The organism is Pseudoalteromonas sp. OFAV1 (genome assembly GCF_021532595.1).
In the GTDB taxonomy this organism is placed as follows: domain Bacteria; phylum Pseudomonadota; class Gammaproteobacteria; order Enterobacterales; family Alteromonadaceae; genus Pseudoalteromonas; species Pseudoalteromonas lipolytica_C.
The window spans coordinates 23,957-42,121 of record NZ_JAKGBG010000017.1 but is presented as its reverse complement, the minus strand read 5'-3'; the positions used below and the strand labels follow the sequence as shown (position 1 = coordinate 42,121).

The window sequence follows — 18,165 nt, the reverse complement described above, 5'->3', positions numbered from 1 at the left end:
TCAAAAAACAACTTATAAAAGAAAAAATATACCAACCAAAGTTTGAATTAAGCATTGTTAATTCAAAACAAAATATTAACATCACCAACTTTATTACGTGAACGTAAAGGTAAAGTATAGCGTAAAGAAAAAGTGACAAGGAAAATGTGCCGATAAAGCCAAGTAGTATCTGCTTTTTAAGGGCATGCAGAGAAAATAGCCGAGACTGGTCAGAGCTGAAAAAAAACGGCGCAGATGCGCCGTTTTTTATTAAAAGACTTACAGGATGATTATTTTAATTTACCATCAAGTTCTTCGATTTTTGCTTTCCAAATAGCAGGGCCTTGCGTATGCGCATTGGCGCCTTCGCTATCAACAGCAACCGTTACTGGCATATCTTCTACTTCAAACTCGTAGATTGCTTCCATACCTAAATCTTCAAAAGCCACTACACGTGCTTTTTTGATTGCTTTAGATACAAGGTAAGCTGCACCACCAACCGCCATTAAGTAAATAGACTTATTGTTCTTGATTGATTCAACTGTTGCAGGACCACGCTCGGCTTTACCAATCATACCGATGATGCCAGTGTTTTCTAACATCATATCAGTGAATTTATCCATACGTGTTGCAGTTGTAGGGCCAGCAGGACCTACCGCTTCATCACCCACTGCATCAACAGGGCCAACGTAGTAGATAAACTTGTTATCAAAATCAACGCCTTCAGGTAAACCTTCACCTGATTGGATCATATCTTGTAAACGTTTATGTGCTGCGTCACGACCCGTTAAAATAGTACCAGACAGAAGAACCGTTTCACCCATCTTCCATTCTTGTGTGTCTTCTTTAGTCAGTGTGTTTAAATCAACACGACGTGTACCTTCACCTACTTCAAACGTAACTTCTGGCCAATCTTCAAGTTTCGGCGCTTTAAGATCAGCTGGGCCTGAACCATCTAATGTGAAGTGAACGTGACGAGTTGCTGCACAGTTCGGGATCATTACCACTGGTTTTGATGCTGCATGAGTCGGTGCAGTTTTGATTTTCACGTCAACAACTGTTGTTAAACCACCCAGACCTTGTGCGCCAATACCTAATTTGTTTGCACGTTCGAAGATATCGATACGCATTTTTTCTTCAGTTGTTTCTGCGCCACGCTCAATCAGCTCATGAATATCAACCGGATCCATTAATGATTCTTTAGCAAGTACCGCGGCTTTTTCTGCAGTACCACCAATACCTATACCTAGCATGCCAGGTGGACACCAGCCCGCACCCATTGTTGGTAATGTTTTTTCAACCCATGCAGCCACATCATCAGATGGGTTAAGCATAACCATTTTCGTTTTATTTTCTGAGCCGCCACCTTTAGCTGCCACCATTACTTCAACTTCAGCGCCTGGCACTAAGTCGATATGAACAACTGAAGGTGTGTTGTCTTTGGTGTTTTTACGCGTACCAGCAGGGTCTGCAACAATTGATGCACGTAACGGGTTATCTGGGTTTAAGTATGCGCGACGTGTACCTTCATCAACCATTTGCTGTACAGTCATGTCTGTTTTATCCCACTTAACATCCATACCTACTTTTACAAAACAGGTAATGATACCGGTATCTTGGCACAGTGGACGTTTACCTTCAGCAGACATACGAGAGTTAATTAAAATTTGCGCAATGGCATCTTTTGCCGCTTTGCTTTGCTCTTTGTTGTAAGCTTTTTCTAAGGCTTGTACGAAATCGAGAGGGTGATAAAAAGAAATGTATTGCAATGCATCTTCAATGCTATCAATGAAGTCTTGCTGACGAATTGTACTCATTACGGGTTCCTTAAGTTTTTATCGCGTAGCGCTGTACGTGATCCTGAGTAAACCGGTGACGAAGATTTACTCTACGGGTTAGTCATGGCACCACTATAAAGGAAATCATAACGCTGCCAATCAAATTTAACTTATGATACCCTCCTCGCCCGTTTCGGGCTAGTTATTCAGGGCAATGTAGATGATAAACGATGAAAATTTGTGCATTAAATTAGATTTAAGCGGTGATTGCATCGCGCTATTTAGTCATTTTGCTCATTTGCCCCATGCCGTGTTGCTTGATTCAGCTAACAGTGAACATGTAAATAGTCGCTTTGATATCATTGCCATTGCGCCGCTAAAGCAATTAGAGGTGCGCGAAAATCATTGCTTTATCGACGGTAAGCAACAATCGAGTGATTGTTTTAATTTAATGAAAGCGGGCCTTCAGGAATTTAATAACGCACCAAGCACGAATAACCTACCTTTTACGGGTGGTTGGCTTGGCTATTTTGGTTATGATTTAGGCCGCGTGATTGAAACCATGCCGAGTAATGCCGAAAACGACATTAACATGCCGCAAATGGCTGTTGGCCTTTATCCTGATGCCCTTATTTTTGATAAGCAACAACAAAGCTGGTTTTACGTTTGTCAGCCAAATCACAATCGCTTAGCGCTATACCAGCAGCATCTTAACGAAACACCAGCAAGTGCAGAGTTTGCGCTGCAGAGCGACTGGCAGTCAAACATGAGCAAAGCCAGCTACAGCGAAAAGTTCGAGAAAATTCAAGCTTATTTAAAAAGCGGTGACTGTTACCAGATCAACCTTGCACAACGATTCAAAGCTGAGTTTTCAGGTTCAACATGGCAAGCCTATAAACAACTTCGAGAAGCGAATAAAGCACCGTTTTCAAGCTATATCAATCACCCAGATGGCGCTATTTTATCTATCTCACCTGAGCGCTTTATCTCGATAAATCAAGGGCAAATTGAAACCAAGCCGATTAAAGGAACCCTGCCACGCTTAGCTGACTCAGAGCAAGACCAAGCGCAAGCAACTCGTTTACAGCAATCAGAAAAAGACCGCGCAGAAAATGTCATGATTGTTGATCTACTGCGCAACGATTTAGGCAAAGTTGCCCGTCCTGGTAGCGTGACTGTACCATCGCTATTTGCCATTGAAAGCTTTCCTGCGGTACACCATTTAGTAAGTACAGTGCGCGCAGAATTAGCCGAGGGTAAAGATGCCGTTGACCAAATTCATGCCGCTTTCCCGGGTGGCTCAATTACCGGAGCACCGAAAATTCGCGCTATGGAAATTATAGAAGAGCTCGAGCCGCATCGCCGTAGTGTGTATTGTGGTTCAATTGGCTATTTAAGTGCCTGTGGCAATATGGATACCAGTATCACAATCCGTACTTTAGTATGCCATCAAGGTGCTATCTATTGTTGGGCTGGCGGTGGCATAGTGGCTGATTCAAAGGTCGACTTGGAGTACCAAGAAACTTACGATAAAGTAAATAAAATACTGCCTTTATTAAAGTAAAAGTTGAAGTAAAAGCCTTGAATAGTCAGCAAATAATTGCCCGCTTTAGTTTAAGTCAAACCACAGAGCGCCCTACCACCATACGCTTTAATGCCGAAAAGCGTGCCAGTGCCGTAATGCTCCCTCTGCTTGATGTTAACGACGAAGCGCATTTATTGCTGTGCAAACGACCAAGTTATTTACTTCATCACCCGGGGGAGATTTGCTTACCGGGTGGTAAGTATGAAGAGCAAGATGACACTTTAATGCACACTGCCCTTCGAGAGCTTAATGAAGAGCTCAACATTGCGACACATCAAGTGACTGTTCACGGTAAATTACACCAATATGCGACTCTAACTGGTTTCACTATTGAACCATTTGTTTGTGTACTTAGTAAAGGCACTACATGGCAAGCAGATCCTAATGAAGTGGCCGCCAGTTTTTTGCTACCGATATCACATTTGAGCAACCAGCAAAATTGGCAACCTCTCCCTTTTGAGCGCAATGGCAAAACCATCATATTACAGGGCTTGATGACCCCGCATGGCCTACTTTGGGGAGCAACCGCGAGCATAATTAACAACTTTATCAAGCAGCTCGCCCTACCAGTTTAATTATCCTGCTTTTAGGGTTACACAGCCACATAGAAACGTTATCATGTGGCACCGTTCAAAGACAGATATACCTTCCCCTAAGTTACTGAGCAAAGTATGTAAAGGGGACTACATTTTAGGTATAGCGTTTAATAGGAAAATGAGTAGCAAATTATGATCAGTGCATTCGATATGTTTAGTATTGGTATTGGCCCATCGTCATCTCACACAGTTGGCCCAATGCGCGCTTCGCGTTTATTTGTAAACGAATTAGAAGAAAAAAACATACTTACAAACGTCACCGATATTAAAGTAGAGCTGTTTGGTTCATTAGGCCAAACGGGCATTGGCCATGGCTCAGGTAAAGCCGTGATCTTAGGCCTTGCCGGTTATGATCCAGAAACCATTGATGCTGATTTAGTCGATGATATTCTCGCGAAAATCGAAAAAGAACAGGTTATTTACTTAAACCAAAGCCATAAAGCTAATTTCCCAAAGCAAGGTGCGATTGTATTCCATCGTCGTAAAACATTACCAAAGCATTCAAATGCGATGGAAATCATTGCGAGCCAAAATGGCGAAAAACTTTTTAGTAAGGTGTATTACTCAATCGGTGGTGGCTTTATCGTAAGTGATGAAGAGTTCGAGAACGAAAAACAAAAAGCGCTCGAAATCCGCGAAGAAAACCCAGCACCTTACCCATTCAATACTGCTAAAGAGTTATTAGAGCTGTGTCGCGAATCAGGGTTTAGTGTATCAACGCTTATGATGCATAACGAAAAAACTCTTCGTAGTGAAAAAGACATCAAAGATGAGCTGTTTAATATTTGGCAAGTCATGAAAGCCTGTATTGAACGTGGTATGCGCACAGAAGGTATCTTACCGGGCGGCTTAAAAGTAAAACGTCGTGCACCTAGCTTACACCTTAAATTAAATATTGAGGTTAACAACGACCCGCTTCGCGCTATGGATTGGGTTGATTTATTTGCCCTTGCTGTGAACGAAGAAAATGCAGCTGGCGGCCGTGTTGTTACCGCACCAACCAATGGTGCTGCAGGTATTTTACCAGCGGTATTGATGTATTATCACACTTTCATTAAAGAAGTAGACCGAGATATTGCCACCCGTTATTTATTAACAGCTGCGGCAATTGGTATTTTGTATAAAAAGAATGCCTCAATTTCGGGTGCTGAAGTAGGTTGCCAAGGCGAAGTGGGTGTTGCTTGCTCAATGGCGGCTGGCGCACTAACTGAAATAATGGGTGGTAATGTTGTGCAAGTTGAGAACGCTGCTGAAATCGGCATGGAGCACAATCTAGGTCTTACCTGTGACCCTGTTGGTGGTCTTGTGCAAGTACCGTGTATTGAACGTAATGCGATGGGTGCTATAAAAGCAATCAATGCGTCACGCCTTGCAATGCGTGGCTCTGGCGAGCAAAAAGTGACCCTTGATAAGGTAATTAAAACCATGCTCGACACAGGTAATGATATGAAAACCAAATACAAAGAAACCGCTCGCGGTGGCTTGGCGGTTAATATCATCGAGTGTTAATTTACAGCACGTCTTCAGCACATAAAAAAGCCGCTTTAAAGCGGCTTTTTTATCTCTATTTTACTGGTAACTCAATATTTTCGAAGAGCTTATCAACATCTTCTTGGTTACGTAATAAACTTGCTCGCTCAACTAACTCTTTAGTTAAGTGTGGTGCAAAACGCTCGATAAAGTCATACATGTAGCTGCGTAAGAAACTGCCTTTTCTAAAACCAATTTTAGTGGTACTGGCTTCAAATAAGTGGCTTGCATCAATACACACCAAATCATTATCAGTTACTTGGTCAATGGCCATTGATGCTACAACCCCCACTCCAAGTCCTAAACGCACATAGGTTTTGATTACATCCGCGTCCGTTGCAGTAAATACAATATGCGGCTCAAGCCCATGAGCATTAAAAGCTTTATCTAATTCAGATCGACCTGTAAAACCAAACACATAAGTTATAAGGGGATATTTAGCAACATCTGCAACTGTTAAGTTATCAGCCTTTTGCGCCAGTGGATGTGTTTTTGCAACAACGATACTGCGATTCCAGTGATAACATGGCAGCATCACTAGATCAGAGTACAAATGCAAAGCCTCTGTTGCAATGGCAAAGTCTGCGTCACCGCGTGCTGCGGCGTCTGAAATTTGCTGCGGCGTACCTTGATGCATGTGCAACGATACTGCAGGGTATTTTTTCATAAAGCCCTGAATAACATTGGGTAATGCATAACGTGCTTGGGTATGTGTTGTAGCAATGTTTAGCTTACCTTGATCCGGTAAAGTATGTTCATTGGCAACCGCTTTAATACCCTCAACTTTTGATAGTATCTCGCGTGAAATATTAATAATTTCGTTACCCGCACTGGTTACGTGCGTAAGGTGTTTACCACTACGACCAAAAATTTGTACGCCGAGCTCATCTTCAAGCATACGTACCTGCTTTGAGATCCCCGGTTGAGAAGTAAATAAACTTTCTGCTGTCGCTGAAACATTTAGTTTATGATTTTGGACTTCGACTATATATCTGAGTTGTTGTAATTTCATGGCTGCATTGTAAACGTTGTTATTGTTTATTTATAAAGGCTGCAAAGCGCAATGCCAAGTGATATTTCATCGCGCTATACTTTTATATCGATTGTTTCTAAGGCTAACACAATAAATTACTGCTCGGTAGCCGTGTTTACTCGCAAAATATTCAATAAAGATGCTGCTTTAACGCTATACTCATTAAAAAGTAGTAAACATCAGAAGTTTATTCTAGATAAGTAACCGCAAAACTATCCAGATCTAATCTTTTTAATGTAAGATAAAAAAATTAGATAGTTAAAACTGAGATTTAGTAATGATTGTTTCTATCATCATCATGCTCATTGTTGCATTAATCGTAATCGCACTGTGGGTAAGTGCTGTGCAGCAACACAAAGAAAAACAAGAAGCTGAGCGCCGCAAAGAACTAACAAAACAAAAAAAAATTATCGAAGAGGCAGAAGATGTACTTCTTAACAGTACGAACATCCCTATGTCTGAAAACACCTTACGCATTATTCAACGACGTATTTATGATGCACTAGCAAGCATGGTGCAACTTTCGCCAAACTCAAGAGAATTAAAAAATCGTTTAAAAGAATCAAAAGAACGCTTAACCGCTCCTCTCGAAGTCAACAACACAGAAGCGTTAGTATTACCAGATAACGACAAACAACTTATTTCACTTATCCAGGGTATAAAGAAACTGCGTACCTTACTTCGCTCTGAACATGGTAAAGGCAAAGTCGATAGCCAAGTTTTTGTTGCCGAAGATAAACGTCTGGAAAAACTTCAATTACGTATTAATGTCGAAAGCCAAATTAAGCGAGGTATGTCTGCTCGCTCTGCCAATATGGTTGGCTCTGCGAGACAATACTTTGAAAAAGCACTCGCAACACTATCATCTGTTAGTTATAGCGATGAATATGTTAATAGTAAAAAACAAGAAGTTGAGAATTACTTAGAAGCGATAAGCTCTGAACTGAAAGCATCTAATGCAACGTCACTTAAGAAAAAAGCAGAGCAAGAGCAAGACGACTTAGACGTGTTATTCGCACCAAAGAAAAAGTGGTAAACCACTTTTTCTTTGTGCTTTCTTTATTTAGTTGGTGTTTAAGATAAAAACGCGAACTTAACAATAAACAATGCTGTTAACACCCACACACTAATACTGATTTCATCTTTTTTACCACATACCAACTTCACCGCAGTATACGAAATAAAACCCAGTGCGATACCGTGCGCAATCGAGAAAGTTAACGGCGTCATTAATAATACCACGCTCACTGGAATGGCATCTGTCATATCATCCCAATTTACCAGCTTTAAGTTTTGCATCATTAAAACAGCAACATACAAAATCGCACCTGCCGTTGCATACGCAGGGATCATCCCGGCTAGTGGTGCAAAGAACATCATTAACAAGAAACAAATACCCACAACAACAGCTGTAAGACCTGTACGACCACCTACAGACACACCCGCTACAGATTCAATGTATGACGTTGTCGTTGAAGTACCAAGCATTGAGCCTGCAATCGTTGCTGTGCTGTCGGCACTTAACGCACGACCTAGGCGTGGCATTTTACCTTGCTCATCAGCAAGACCTGCCTTTTGCGTTACAGCAACCAAGGTGCCTGAAGTATCAAACAAATCAACAAATAAGAAGGCAAAGATTACCGTTAACATTGAAATTTCTAATGCTGCAGCAAAATCCAGTTGCATAAAGGTTGGCGCAATTGAAGGTGGCATTGAAATAATCCCTTGATACTCCACAAGGTCTAAGCCAAGGGCGATAGCCGTAACCAATAAAATGCTAATTAGCACGCCGCTTTTCATGTCGCGGTATAGAAGAGCCGCAATAACAAAAAAGCTAAAGATAGCCAGTAAAGGACCAGGAGCTGTGATATCGCCTAACTGCACTAAGGTTGCAGGACTTGCTACAATAATACCGGCATTTTTTAGTGCAATAAGCGCTAAGAAAGCACCAATACCTGTGGCAATCGCACGCTTTAATACCAGAGGGATCGCATCAATGATCCACTCTCGCACCTTAAATAGGCTTAAACACAAAAATATACAGCCAGACATAAATACTGCACCAAGTGCGGCTTGCCAAGTGTAGCCCATACCAAGCACTACACCATAGGTAAAGAACGCGTTTAAGCCCATACCCGGTGCCAGTGCTAATGGATAGTTTGCCCATAAGCCCATGATAAAACAACCAATTGCAGCAGCAATACAAGTTGCTACGAATGCGGCACCTTGATCCATTCCCGCTTCTGCAAGCATTGCAGGGTTAACAAATACAATGTAAACCATGGTAATGAATGTTGTGATGCCAGCAATAGTCTCGCGGCGCACAGACGTGTTATTTTCAGTGATTTTGAAAAGTCTTTCGAACATGTTTAACTTTAAGTTGAGATTAATTGGCTAATTTTATCATATTTTATCTCAATAAGAGGACATTTTACCTTGCAATGTTCTAAACTAATAAGGTCTTTTATTTCAAGAAAATAACTAAACTATGTCTGATAATTCGCCAGTAGGCTTAGATTTAGAGCAACAGCTTGATAATGTACTTGCCTTTATAACCCAACCCGATAAAGGGTCGGCGCCAAATAAAAGTACTCAATCTGTTGAAAACGTACTAAACAAAGCTTTGTATTATTTAAAAAATGAACAGCCTCCCCTTGCTGCCAAATGGATGCGCTTAGCAGCTATGGCGGGCAACCATAGGGCGCAATTTTATATGGGGCTGTTTTTCATCAAAGGGCAAGGTGTTCCACATAGTGTTTTTCATGGCGCAGTGTGGCTAAGTCTGGCCAGTAGCCAAGGTTATGAACCTGCAACGGCTGCACTTGATGATCTTCGAAAACACATCAGTACGCGCAGATTACATGATGCGCAAAGCTATGCAGCTACTCTATATGAACAAATCCACCAGCAGCAATTTGCACATTTAATTCCTCGCGATCCTGACGCAAGCTAACACGCGTCAGGTTCTACAACTCATTAATGCACTCTTGTCAGTTTACTCTCAAATGTTATGAGACCTGCACCAACTACAAACAATAAGATACCTATAAACTCAAGCCACACATGGCCTTTATGGGGCTTGATAACAGGTGTTTTTGAAGTAAGGTTATATAAACGCCTGCCTTGCTCGCCAGATTCTACAAACGAAAAACCTTTATAGTCCGCTGAGATAATAAATTTAAAATCATGCCTGCTAATCATTTCACGACGTTTAGCATCTATTTTCTCGCTGCTTTGTTCTACGAGCATACGCCAATCATGAAAAATGCCATCTGGTTCATTATCTTTCACCACACCATATGATTTGTACTCATAGAATTTTGTATTGAATAGCTTTTCTTGATGCCCTAAATAAAACATGGCACAGCCTAGCGCACTTAACAGTATGGCAATATAGACGAGTGAACGCTGCTTAATGAATTGCTTATTACTTTGTTGCTTATACCAAGCTTCAATGTCAGGCACATTAATCAACCGAGCTTTATCTACAGAATGTTTTAATGGCTCCATAAAGTCGCAAATTGTTAGATTGAGCGCCGTTAATATTGAACGAAATGTGTCATTCGAAGGCACTGATTTATCGTTCTCAAGTTTTGAAAGGTAACTTTGCTCTATTCCAACTTGCTCTGCAAATTCTGGTTGGCTCAGTTTTAGCTCACTGCGATAGTGTTTTAGTTGTGTTCCGAATGTACTCATAACGCATTTCCTTTTTGTTGTGGAGCCGCCATTCTTTGCTATTCATGCAGATATAAAAAGCTGAATAAATAGGAATAATGAAGAATATTAGCAAGATAGGATGAAAGATACGAGATACGAGATACGAGATACGAGATACGAGATACGAGATACGAGATACGAGATACGTTGTCAGTATAAGTAAATAGTAAGGTGTGATGTAAAAACTTATTTAATCATTTGTTTGAGGAAAACAAATGGCGGAGTGGACGGGACTCGAACCCGCGACCCCCGGCGTGACAGGCCGGTATTCTAACCAACTGAACTACCACTCCGCAGTGGTATGTGCATGGGGTAATGCACTTAATTTGTTTATGATATCAAATGGCGGAGTGGACGGGACTCGAACCCGCGACCCCCGGCGTGACAGGCCGGTATTCTAACCAACTGAACTACCACTCCGCAGAGATATCATTGTTATTACTTAATTTGTTGGCGGAGTGGACGGGACTCGAACCCGCGACCCCCGGCGTGACAGGCCGGTATTCTAACCAACTGAACTACCACTCCGCGATACAAATTTTGTAATAAAATAGCGTTTAAATAGTGGCGGAGTGGACGGGACTCGAACCCGCGACCCCCGGCGTGACAGGCCGGTATTCTAACCAACTGAACTACCACTCCGCAGTATTTAATGCTATTTATTTTTTCCTATTGGCGGAGTGGACGGGACTCGAACCCGCGACCCCCGGCGTGACAGGCCGGTATTCTAACCAACTGAACTACCACTCCGCAAAGGAAAATGTTTTACAACCAAACGTTGTGTAAGTAATTGGCGGAGTGGACGGGACTCGAACCCGCGACCCCCGGCGTGACAGGCCGGTATTCTAACCAACTGAACTACCACTCCAGCGCGTACTTACAAATTGTCGAAAATTGGCGGAGTGGACGGGACTCGAACCCGCGACCCCCGGCGTGACAGGCCGGTATTCTAACCAACTGAACTACCACTCCACATTTTCGTTGCTGACTGAGTCTCCCCTGACAGCGGCGTGAATAATACGAATCACCCTCTGGTTCGTCAAGGGGTTTTTTGTATTTTTACAGGTTTTTTAGTCATCTGACATCGAAAGGTTTAAAATTTCACCTGATTTGTCATTTTTTGAGCCATTTTTGCCGACTTCATTTTCTTTCGCTGCTTGCTCATCATTTTCAGTTTTATTTTTTTTCTTTAAAAATGGCAAAGAAACTTTAAATTTAAGTGGTTTTTTCTGCACAAAAATTCGAATCGCTAGCCACCCTAACAGTAGAACGATTAAATTTCCAACAACAATGAGTATCACCATTAGTGTAGTGGACGCTTTTTGTTCCTCTTCAATAATTCGTTGCTGCTCAGCTTGGGCTTCTAAATCGATTTCAGGGCGAACAATTTCTGGTACAGCTTCAATGGGTCGCTCAATTTCAAATTTATAAGTTGGTAAAGTAGCCATAAATTCACGGTCATTTATATTGCTACCAAATACAGATAGCTCAACACTGTATCTACCCCAGTCATAATTTTTAATTGCAAGTTCGCGCATTTGTGATTTATCCGCATCAATTGAGAACATTTGCTCTTCATTATTCGGATAATAGATTTTCCCCTGAATGAGCACGGTTTCAGGTTTGACGATTTCAGGATTTAAGGTGATCGTTAAAATGTGGTCATCTTCATCTTGCTCAGCAAGTGCTACTTCATAATCAAAAGGCGGCTCATGCACCACAATTGGCTTTTGCACCACGGTACGCTTTAATATAGGCGTTTCTATATATAGCTCTGGTTGCCACTCACCTGCAGGAAACGTCAGTTTAAATTCGCCAGTAAATACGCCATCAAGCGGGCGCTCATCAAAACCACGGCCATCATCTCTAAACTCAGTGACACTTTGCGTACCGGCACCAAAGTTTGAGTAATCACTATTATTAGTACTGACAAAATCGACATTCAAACTAATCACATCACGAAACTGCCCCACTTCGATGGGTTCTCCATCATTTAATACGCGACCAGTCAGTTTCACTGTCTCTCCGCGAAATAGCATCGGCGGTAAAGGATCTACATCTAATTCAATTTCTCCCATCACCATAATACGGCTTCCTGGCAAGATTTTGCCAACAACCTGCCATGGGCCCGGCATAGGATTAGTAATAGTGACTAAGTCATAACTGAGCTCATCATACCAATCAAGATCATGATTTTTCACTGAGTCTGTGGCGTAATACTTAGTCCCATCAGGACGAACCAATACAACGGCAGGTGCACCGCGGTTACGAAAGAACAGTAAGGTTACTTTATCGATTTTATGATCGATGCGAAAACGGTTTTCTAACAGAGGAATTTCATTTTTAACCCCATCCCGAGCTAATGGCGTTATCTTATCTTGTGCTGTTGCAAATCCCATACAAGGCATTAAGCACAGTATTCCTGCTAGTAGCTGTTTTCTCATTTCATTACCTTATTCTGCACGCCATAAACATTGACCACCCTTTGCCACTAAATCTAAACGTTCTTCATGGGCAGCTTGCTCTTGTTCGGTTGCTCTTAATACCACAAGGGGTGCTCTGTCGGCACTAAGACGACGAATACCACCCGTTTGATGTGTTGAGCCTTCATCTTTATTTTGATTGAGGTTCAGCTTTACTTGTCCACCGGTCATTGCCAAGTAAACATCTGCTAGAATCTCGGAATCCAGTAATGCGCCGTGTAAAGTACGCTTTGAGTTATCAATATCATAGCGGCGACAAAGCGCATCAAGGTTATTCTTTTGACCTGGATGCAAGTCACGCGCCATTTTCAAGGTATCAAGTACACTACATACATCGGCAGTATTCGGAAAACCTTGATTTAACAATGCAAACTCGTTGTCCATGTGGCCGATATCGAACGCAGCGTTATGAATAACAAGCTCTGCGCCACGAATATACTCTAAAAACTCATGGGCAATTTGGTGGTACAAAGGTTTATCACGCAAAAATTCATTGGTGATACCGTGTACGTCTATCGCTTCTTCTTCTATTTCACGTTGTGGATTGATGTACACATGAAAGTTGTTGCCAGTAAGACGGCGATTCACAAGTTCAACACAACCGATTTCAATGATGCGGTGGCCTTGCTTTGGGTCAATACCCGTGGTTTCTGTATCTAAAACTATTTGTCTATGTGCCATATCGTCTTAAGCCTGACTCTGGTATCTTTCTATATTCACTTTATTGTACACAATATCAAGGTAAAACAGTGCAGAAAACCGTAGAGATTTACACCGATGGATCATGTTTAGGAAATCCAGGGCCTGGAGGGTATGGCATCGTGATGCGATACAACGGCCACGAAAAGCAATTGAGTCAAGGCTATACCCTAACAACCAATAATCGGATGGAAATGCTCGCAGCTATCGTTGCACTAGAAACCCTCACCCGCTCTTGTCACGTCATTCTTACTACCGATAGTCAATATGTGAAACAAGGCATTGAGTCATGGGTCGAAAATTGGAAAAAACGCGGCTGGAAAACTGCAGCTAAAAAACCAGTTAAGAATGTCGATTTATGGAAACGACTCGATGCAGCATGCCAGCAACACGAAGTAGAATGGCGCTGGGTAAAAGGCCATAGCGGCAACAAATATAATGAAATTGTTGACGATTTAGCCCGCGAAGCCGCTGGCAGCGATCAATTACTTGAAGACACAGGTTACGACGGTAATTAAAATTACCTTGAAAGAAACTTAGCGCAGGCCGTTTTATATTTTTGTTATATGTTATAAGATTTGGCTATAAAGAAATATAAAGGACTCATTATGGCTCTGCGCATTCACTCTTTTTTTCATCAACAAAGCGCCACTCTCTGTTATTTAGTCAGTTGTGAAAGCACTAAAAATTGCTTGCTGATTGATGCGCCAGCTGATTTTGATATGCCAAGTGGAGAGTTAAGTTTTACAACAGCCAATGAGATCATCAGCTTCATAAAAACTGAGCAGCTGACATTACAATGGCTACTTGAAACCCACGCCCATGCTGACCATATCACTGCGGCAAGTTATATAAAGCAGCAATTACAAGCCACACATCCTTGCAAGCTCGGCACTGGCGAAGGGATCACACAAGTACAAAAGCACTTTAGCCAACTTTACAATCTGGATATGCCGTGTAATGGCGAGCCTTTTGATGCTTTATTTGCTAATAAAGCGCAATTTAAGTTAGGTAATTACATGGTTGATGTGATTGCCACGCCTGGCCACACTCCTGACAGTGTGTGCTATCACATTGATGGCAATGTATTTGTCGGTGACACTTTCTTTATGCCAGACAGTGGCACAGCACGCTGTGACTTTCCCGGCGGCAGCGCAGGCGAATTATATGATTCACTACAACAAATTTTAGCGTTTCCTGACGATACAGTGCTTTGGATGTGCCATGACTACCAACCTGATGGTCGACCTTTAGCAAACAAAACCACGGTTAAAGAGCAGCGTCAGCAAAACATTCACTTAAAAGGAGATAAACAAGATTTTATTGCAACACGTGAAAACCGCGATGCAACCTTGGCAGTGCCAAAACTACTGCATCCTGCTATTCAATTAAATATTCGTGCAGGTCAGTATCCAAGTAAAACAGACACGCAACAGCATTATCTAGCTATCCCGCTCACAGTGCTGCTTTGATGTTTGTCTAAGCCCTGCTCCTTTCACTGGCGAAAATTGCGGCCTTGCATGCCATTTAGGTTTAATTGGTGTCAGCGGGGCCACACGCTTTCTAGCCACCAGCATATACACACTGCCCATTGGCTTTAAATATTGCTGGCCAAAGCTGCGCCACGCAGCAAAGCGCGATAAGCGGTTACCTCTTGCAAGCGATGAATGGATATAACGCTCATCAGAGATTATTTCAAAGCCTAATAAATTCAACCAATCTTTTACTCGTGATGGCGTAAAAAACCGCCCTGTCCACGGTAGCTTTTGGCGGCTAAAAGGTAATAATTGCGCCAATCCACACAAACTAAACGGGTTAAAGCCTGTGATCACGATGTAACCACCGGGGATCAAAGTACGATGCGCTTCACGTAAGATATGGTGCGGATCAGAATGATATTCTAAACAGTGCGATAATATGCAGGCATCAACACTGTGCTCATAAAACGGTAACTCGTCTACATCAGCAATAACACCGGTAAATAAGCCCTGCTCTGCTACGCAAACTTGATGCTTAATAGGACTTTCACTGGTTGCCAGCTCACCACTTAAATTACCGAGTTTGAGCATGTGATAACCAAACATGCGCGGCAGCCATGGTGTTAGCTTACGTTCAATTTCAGCACGTAAATAGTCACCATGAGGGAACTGCTGCCAAGAGTATGGCTTAGGACCTTCTTGAAAACTAAGGGCTGGTTTCATTTTCTGAGCTCGTTATACTGTGTGTTAACTGTCACTTTATAGAGCAATTAAACATGGTGCAAGTTAAAGCAATTAAAGCCTTTTCTGATAACTACATTTGGTGCATCAGCAATGAAGCTGAACAAACAGCGTGGGTGGTCGACCCAGGACAGGCAGAGCCCGTTCTAAATTACCTAAGCGAAAATAACTTATCACTCGCAGGGATTTTAATTACCCATCATCACTATGATCACACCGATGGCGTTGCAGCCTTGGTAAAAGCATTTCGTGATATCCCGGTGTACGGACCAAGACACAGCCCTTTCAAAGGGATTAGCCATGGCGTTTGTGAAGCGGATAAGGTGACGGTGTACGATTACACTTTTACTGTGCTTGCGACACCAGGGCATACTCTCGATCATGTTTGTTACATTAATGACGAGTTAAGTTTTACTGGCGATACCTTATTTAGTGCAGGCTGCGGACGATTATTTGAAGGCAGTGCTGAACAAATGTGGCACTCTTTATGTAAATTAAGAGCTCTGCCTGATGAGTGTAAAATCTACTGCACTCATGAATACACGCAGGCCAACTTGGCCTTTGCAAAAGCTGTTGAACCAAATAACGAATACCTTCTCAACTACAGTGATAAAGTAGATGCACTGCGAGAAAGCGGCAAAATTAGTTTACCGACTCAATTAAGCGTTGAGAGGCAAATAAACCCCTTTATCCGTTGTCATTTTCCACACATAACTGATGAGCTTCCAAGCGAGCTGAAAGAAAATCTTGATCTAGCTGAACCTTGGCAACGCTTTGCGGGTCTCAGAGCCTGGAAAGATAATTTTTAAAAGTGTAATTCTACCGATTACATTTTTTCTATATTTAGATCAACACCTTGCAATAATGAGCTGACATATACTGGTCATAAAGTGGCAATATGTGCTTATAGCAGGTAATATTCGCCGAGTTTTTTTACCTGATTATATAGGTATATATGTATAAGTCTCCTTTAGTTATAACACTTGCGCTGGTACTAAGTGGTTGTCAGTTAACAGCTTCTAACTCAGATACCACAGCTAATAATGATGTTGAGCAACAGCTCAATGGCGCAAGCCCAAGTGACGTTAATGATGCACTAATGATTAACGCACAGTATCAACAGGTCGCAGATCTTGATGAGCCACCACCGGTATTTGATGATGTATGGGAGCGTATTCGTTACCAACTTTCGATTGATGTGCCACAAAACCGCCCAGTGGTTGCTGAGCGTAACTACTATGCGCGTCATCAGGCATATTTAGACCGAATCTCTAAGCGTGCAGAGCCTTACCTATACTTTATTGTAGAAGAAGTCGAGAAGCGTCAAATGCCAATTGAAATTGCGCTTTTACCGATTGTAGAAAGTGCGTTTGATCCATTTGGTTATTCACATCGCAGTGCCTCGGGCATCTGGCAATTCATGCCACAAACTGGTGAGCGTTTTGATTTAAAACAAAACTGGTGGTACGACGGTCGTCGTGACATTGTACAGTCGACCCGTGCAGCTCTTGATTATTTGTCATATCTTCACAAAACCTTAGAAGGCGATTGGTTAAATGCCATCGCAGCCTATAACTCAGGTGAAGGCCGTTTGCTACGAGCTATTAAAAAGAATCGTAAAAAGCATTTACCAACAGACTTTTGGTCTTTGGATTTACCAAAAGAAACCACATCGTATGTACCTAAACTGTTAGCACTGTCTGATCTAGTTAAACGCAGTGACGAGTTTGGTGTTAAGTGGCAACCAATTATTAATGCTCAAGTAGTTGAGGCGGTGAATGTAGGTAGCCAAATTGACTTAGCGCTTGCAGCTGATATGGCAGGTATTAGTTTAACTGAACTTTATCGTTTAAACCCAGGTTTTAATCGCTGGGCGACCGACCCTAATGGACCGCACTTTTTATTATTACCGTCTGATAAGGTTGAAGAGTTCTCTGCAAAACTAGCAAAAACAGAGCAAAAAGATCGTCTACGTTGGCAACAATACGTGGTTGCGCGCGGTGACAGTTTATCTGTGATTGCGAAGAAGTTTTCTACTAGTACGAATGCTATTAAAACACTGAATAAACTCTCATCGAATACCATTCGTGTTGGTCAGCAATTACTTGTACCACTGAGTGATGGTGAGATAAATAGTCAGCATTTACCAAAATCAGTGCGTATGGCTGCTAATAAAGCAACACGTAAAAAGCTAAGCCATAAAGTCGCCACTGGCGATACGCTGTGGGATATTAGCCGTGAGTACGATGTGACCATTGCAGAGCTTGCAACATGGAATAAACTTAAAAAAGATGCTGTATTACGTGTTGGTCAAAAGCTAACTGTATATAAAGAAGAAAAATCACAACTGGCTGCTACTCAAATCAAAGAGCGCACCATTACTTATAAAGTCCGTCGTGGTGATTCATTAGCGCGCATTGCTGCCAAGTTTAATGTGTCTGTAGAAGATATTATTAAATGGAACTCATTAGCTGGGCAAAAGTACATTCAACCTGGGCAAAAACTTAAGTTAAAAGTTGATGTAAGAAGCGCATAATTGCTTCATC

16 protein-coding genes and 7 tRNA genes are annotated in these 18,165 nt (G+C 42.0%); 9 read left to right on the top strand and 14 right to left on the bottom strand.

The features are described from left to right. Nucleotides 1-269: 269 nt before the first annotated feature. Nucleotides 270-1,796, bottom strand: coding sequence for a fumarate hydratase (locus L1267_RS11510; RefSeq protein ID WP_062570698.1), 1,527 nt, complete (start codon nucleotides 1,794-1,796; stop codon nucleotides 270-272). A 181-nt stretch (nucleotides 1,797-1,977) separates the two neighbouring features. Between L1267_RS11510 and pabB the strand changes: the two genes are divergently transcribed. The 3 genes from pabB (at nucleotide 1,978) to L1267_RS11495 (ending at nucleotide 5,447) form a co-directional block, all read left to right on the top strand. Continuing rightward, nucleotides 1,978-3,321 carry an aminodeoxychorismate synthase component I gene (pabB, locus tag L1267_RS11505; RefSeq protein WP_235382900.1) on the top strand — a complete coding sequence of 448 codons (1,344 nt, stop codon included), beginning with the start codon at nucleotides 1,978-1,980 and terminating at the stop codon, nucleotides 3,319-3,321. Nucleotides 3,322-3,338: 17 nt separating this feature from the next. Beyond that, nucleotides 3,339-3,917 carry an NUDIX hydrolase gene (locus L1267_RS11500; protein WP_138556782.1) on the top strand — a complete coding sequence of 193 codons (579 nt, stop codon included), beginning with the start codon at nucleotides 3,339-3,341 and terminating at the stop codon, nucleotides 3,915-3,917. A gap of 153 nt (nucleotides 3,918-4,070) precedes the next feature. Continuing rightward, nucleotides 4,071-5,447 carry an L-serine ammonia-lyase gene (locus tag L1267_RS11495; RefSeq protein WP_135924164.1) on the top strand — a complete coding sequence of 459 codons (1,377 nt, stop codon included), beginning with the start codon at nucleotides 4,071-4,073 and terminating at the stop codon, nucleotides 5,445-5,447. 55 nt (nucleotides 5,448-5,502) lie between these two features. Here L1267_RS11495 and cysB read toward each other — a convergent pair whose 3' ends face one another. Further along, on the bottom strand, nucleotides 5,503-6,480 hold the full coding sequence (cysB, locus tag L1267_RS11490) for an HTH-type transcriptional regulator CysB (RefSeq protein WP_135924163.1): 978 nt from the start codon (nucleotides 6,478-6,480) through the stop codon (nucleotides 5,503-5,505). A gap of 298 nt (nucleotides 6,481-6,778) precedes the next feature. On the opposite strand from cysB, the gene L1267_RS11485 reads away from it, so the two are divergent. Next, nucleotides 6,779-7,537 (top strand): hypothetical protein, encoded by a 759-nt coding sequence (locus L1267_RS11485; protein ID WP_135924162.1) that lies wholly within the window; start codon nucleotides 6,779-6,781, stop codon nucleotides 7,535-7,537. 38 nt (nucleotides 7,538-7,575) lie between these two features. Here L1267_RS11485 and L1267_RS11480 read toward each other — a convergent pair whose 3' ends face one another. Beyond that, entirely contained in the window at nucleotides 7,576-8,868 is a 1,293-nt protein-coding gene (locus tag L1267_RS11480; protein WP_168246726.1) for an NCS2 family permease, read from the bottom strand. Between the two features lie 121 nt (nucleotides 8,869-8,989). Here L1267_RS11480 and L1267_RS11475 point away from each other — a divergent pair, with 121 nt between their 5' ends. After that, on the top strand, nucleotides 8,990-9,454 hold the full coding sequence (locus tag L1267_RS11475) for a sel1 repeat family protein (RefSeq protein ID WP_054551621.1): 465 nt from the start codon (nucleotides 8,990-8,992) through the stop codon (nucleotides 9,452-9,454). Nucleotides 9,455-9,477: 23 nt separating this feature from the next. Here L1267_RS11475 and L1267_RS11470 read toward each other — a convergent pair whose 3' ends face one another. The 10 genes from L1267_RS11470 to dnaQ form a co-directional block, all read right to left on the bottom strand. Beyond that, the gene (locus L1267_RS11470; protein WP_235382899.1) at nucleotides 9,478-10,197 is read right to left on the bottom strand and encodes a helix-turn-helix domain-containing protein; all 720 of its coding nucleotides are present in this window, start codon (nucleotides 10,195-10,197) and stop codon (nucleotides 9,478-9,480) included. A 237-nt stretch (nucleotides 10,198-10,434) separates the two neighbouring features. Then, nucleotides 10,435-10,511: transfer RNA gene (locus L1267_RS11465), tRNA-Asp, on the bottom strand. 50 nt (nucleotides 10,512-10,561) lie between these two features. Beyond that, nucleotides 10,562-10,638: transfer RNA gene (locus L1267_RS11460), tRNA-Asp, on the bottom strand. A 31-nt stretch (nucleotides 10,639-10,669) separates the two neighbouring features. Next, nucleotides 10,670-10,746, bottom strand: a tRNA-Asp gene (locus tag L1267_RS11455). 37 nt (nucleotides 10,747-10,783) lie between these two features. Then, nucleotides 10,784-10,860: transfer RNA gene (locus L1267_RS11450), tRNA-Asp, on the bottom strand. 31 nt (nucleotides 10,861-10,891) lie between these two features. Continuing rightward, nucleotides 10,892-10,968, bottom strand: a tRNA-Asp gene (locus L1267_RS11445). Nucleotides 10,969-11,009: 41 nt separating this feature from the next. Continuing rightward, a tRNA-Asp gene (locus tag L1267_RS11440) sits at nucleotides 11,010-11,086 on the bottom strand. A gap of 27 nt (nucleotides 11,087-11,113) precedes the next feature. Continuing rightward, nucleotides 11,114-11,190 (bottom strand) — tRNA-Asp (locus L1267_RS11435). 98 nt (nucleotides 11,191-11,288) lie between these two features. Beyond that, a complete protein-coding gene (locus L1267_RS11430) occupies nucleotides 11,289-12,626 on the bottom strand; it encodes a TIGR03503 family protein (RefSeq protein ID WP_235382929.1) in 1,338 nt (445 codons plus the stop codon). Between the two features lie 45 nt (nucleotides 12,627-12,671). After that, nucleotides 12,672-13,382 carry a DNA polymerase III subunit epsilon gene (gene dnaQ, locus L1267_RS11425; RefSeq protein ID WP_135924158.1) on the bottom strand — a complete coding sequence of 237 codons (711 nt, stop codon included), beginning with the start codon at nucleotides 13,380-13,382 and terminating at the stop codon, nucleotides 12,672-12,674. A 68-nt stretch (nucleotides 13,383-13,450) separates the two neighbouring features. Between dnaQ and rnhA the strand changes: the two genes are divergently transcribed. Beyond that, entirely contained in the window at nucleotides 13,451-13,918 is a 468-nt protein-coding gene (gene rnhA, locus L1267_RS11420; protein ID WP_054561796.1) for a ribonuclease HI, read from the top strand. Between the two features lie 90 nt (nucleotides 13,919-14,008). Beyond that, nucleotides 14,009-14,872, top strand: coding sequence for an MBL fold metallo-hydrolase (locus tag L1267_RS11415; RefSeq protein WP_135924157.1), 864 nt, complete (start codon nucleotides 14,009-14,011; stop codon nucleotides 14,870-14,872). On the opposite strand, the gene L1267_RS11410 is transcribed toward L1267_RS11415, so the two are convergent. Continuing rightward, complete coding sequence (locus tag L1267_RS11410; RefSeq protein WP_235382898.1) at nucleotides 14,843-15,601, bottom strand: class I SAM-dependent methyltransferase; 759 nt, start codon at nucleotides 15,599-15,601, stop codon at nucleotides 14,843-14,845. The genes L1267_RS11415 and L1267_RS11410 overlap by 30 nt on opposite strands. 53 nt (nucleotides 15,602-15,654) lie before the next feature. On the opposite strand from L1267_RS11410, the gene gloB reads away from it, so the two are divergent. Further along, entirely contained in the window at nucleotides 15,655-16,428 is a 774-nt protein-coding gene (gloB, locus tag L1267_RS11405) for a hydroxyacylglutathione hydrolase (protein ID WP_235382897.1), read from the top strand. Nucleotides 16,429-16,574: 146 nt separating this feature from the next. Beyond that, nucleotides 16,575-18,155 (top strand): LysM peptidoglycan-binding domain-containing protein, encoded by a 1,581-nt coding sequence (locus tag L1267_RS11400; protein ID WP_135924154.1) that lies wholly within the window; start codon nucleotides 16,575-16,577, stop codon nucleotides 18,153-18,155. The last annotated feature ends 10 nt before the right edge of the window (nucleotides 18,156-18,165 follow it).

Bases quoted from the DNA above. Each gene is read 5' to 3' on its own strand.
- L1267_RS11510 (WP_062570698.1), bottom strand. From the start codon at position 1,796: ATGAGTACAATTCGTCAGCAAGACTTCATTGATAGCATTGAAGATGCA.
- pabB (WP_235382900.1), top strand. From the start codon at position 1,978: ATGATAAACGATGAAAATTTGTGCATTAAATTAGATTTAAGCGGTGAT.
- L1267_RS11495 (WP_135924164.1), top strand. From the start codon at position 4,071: ATGATCAGTGCATTCGATATGTTTAGTATTGGTATTGGCCCATCGTCA.
- cysB (WP_135924163.1), bottom strand. From the start codon at position 6,480: ATGAAATTACAACAACTCAGATATATAGTCGAAGTCCAAAATCATAAA.
- L1267_RS11485 (WP_135924162.1), top strand. From the start codon at position 6,779: ATGATTGTTTCTATCATCATCATGCTCATTGTTGCATTAATCGTAATC.
- L1267_RS11480 (WP_168246726.1), bottom strand. From the start codon at position 8,868: ATGTTCGAAAGACTTTTCAAAATCACTGAAAATAACACGTCTGTGCGC.
- L1267_RS11475 (WP_054551621.1), top strand. From the start codon at position 8,990: ATGTCTGATAATTCGCCAGTAGGCTTAGATTTAGAGCAACAGCTTGAT.
- L1267_RS11470 (WP_235382899.1), bottom strand. From the start codon at position 10,197: ATGAGTACATTCGGAACACAACTAAAACACTATCGCAGTGAGCTAAAA.
- L1267_RS11430 (WP_235382929.1), bottom strand. From the start codon at position 12,626: ATGCCTTGTATGGGATTTGCAACAGCACAAGATAAGATAACGCCATTA.
- dnaQ (WP_135924158.1), bottom strand. From the start codon at position 13,382: ATGGCACATAGACAAATAGTTTTAGATACAGAAACCACGGGTATTGAC.
- L1267_RS11415 (WP_135924157.1), top strand. From the start codon at position 14,009: ATGGCTCTGCGCATTCACTCTTTTTTTCATCAACAAAGCGCCACTCTC.
- L1267_RS11410 (WP_235382898.1), bottom strand. From the start codon at position 15,601: ATGAAACCAGCCCTTAGTTTTCAAGAAGGTCCTAAGCCATACTCTTGG.
- gloB (WP_235382897.1), top strand. From the start codon at position 15,655: ATGGTGCAAGTTAAAGCAATTAAAGCCTTTTCTGATAACTACATTTGG.
- L1267_RS11400 (WP_135924154.1), top strand. From the start codon at position 16,575: ATGTATAAGTCTCCTTTAGTTATAACACTTGCGCTGGTACTAAGTGGT.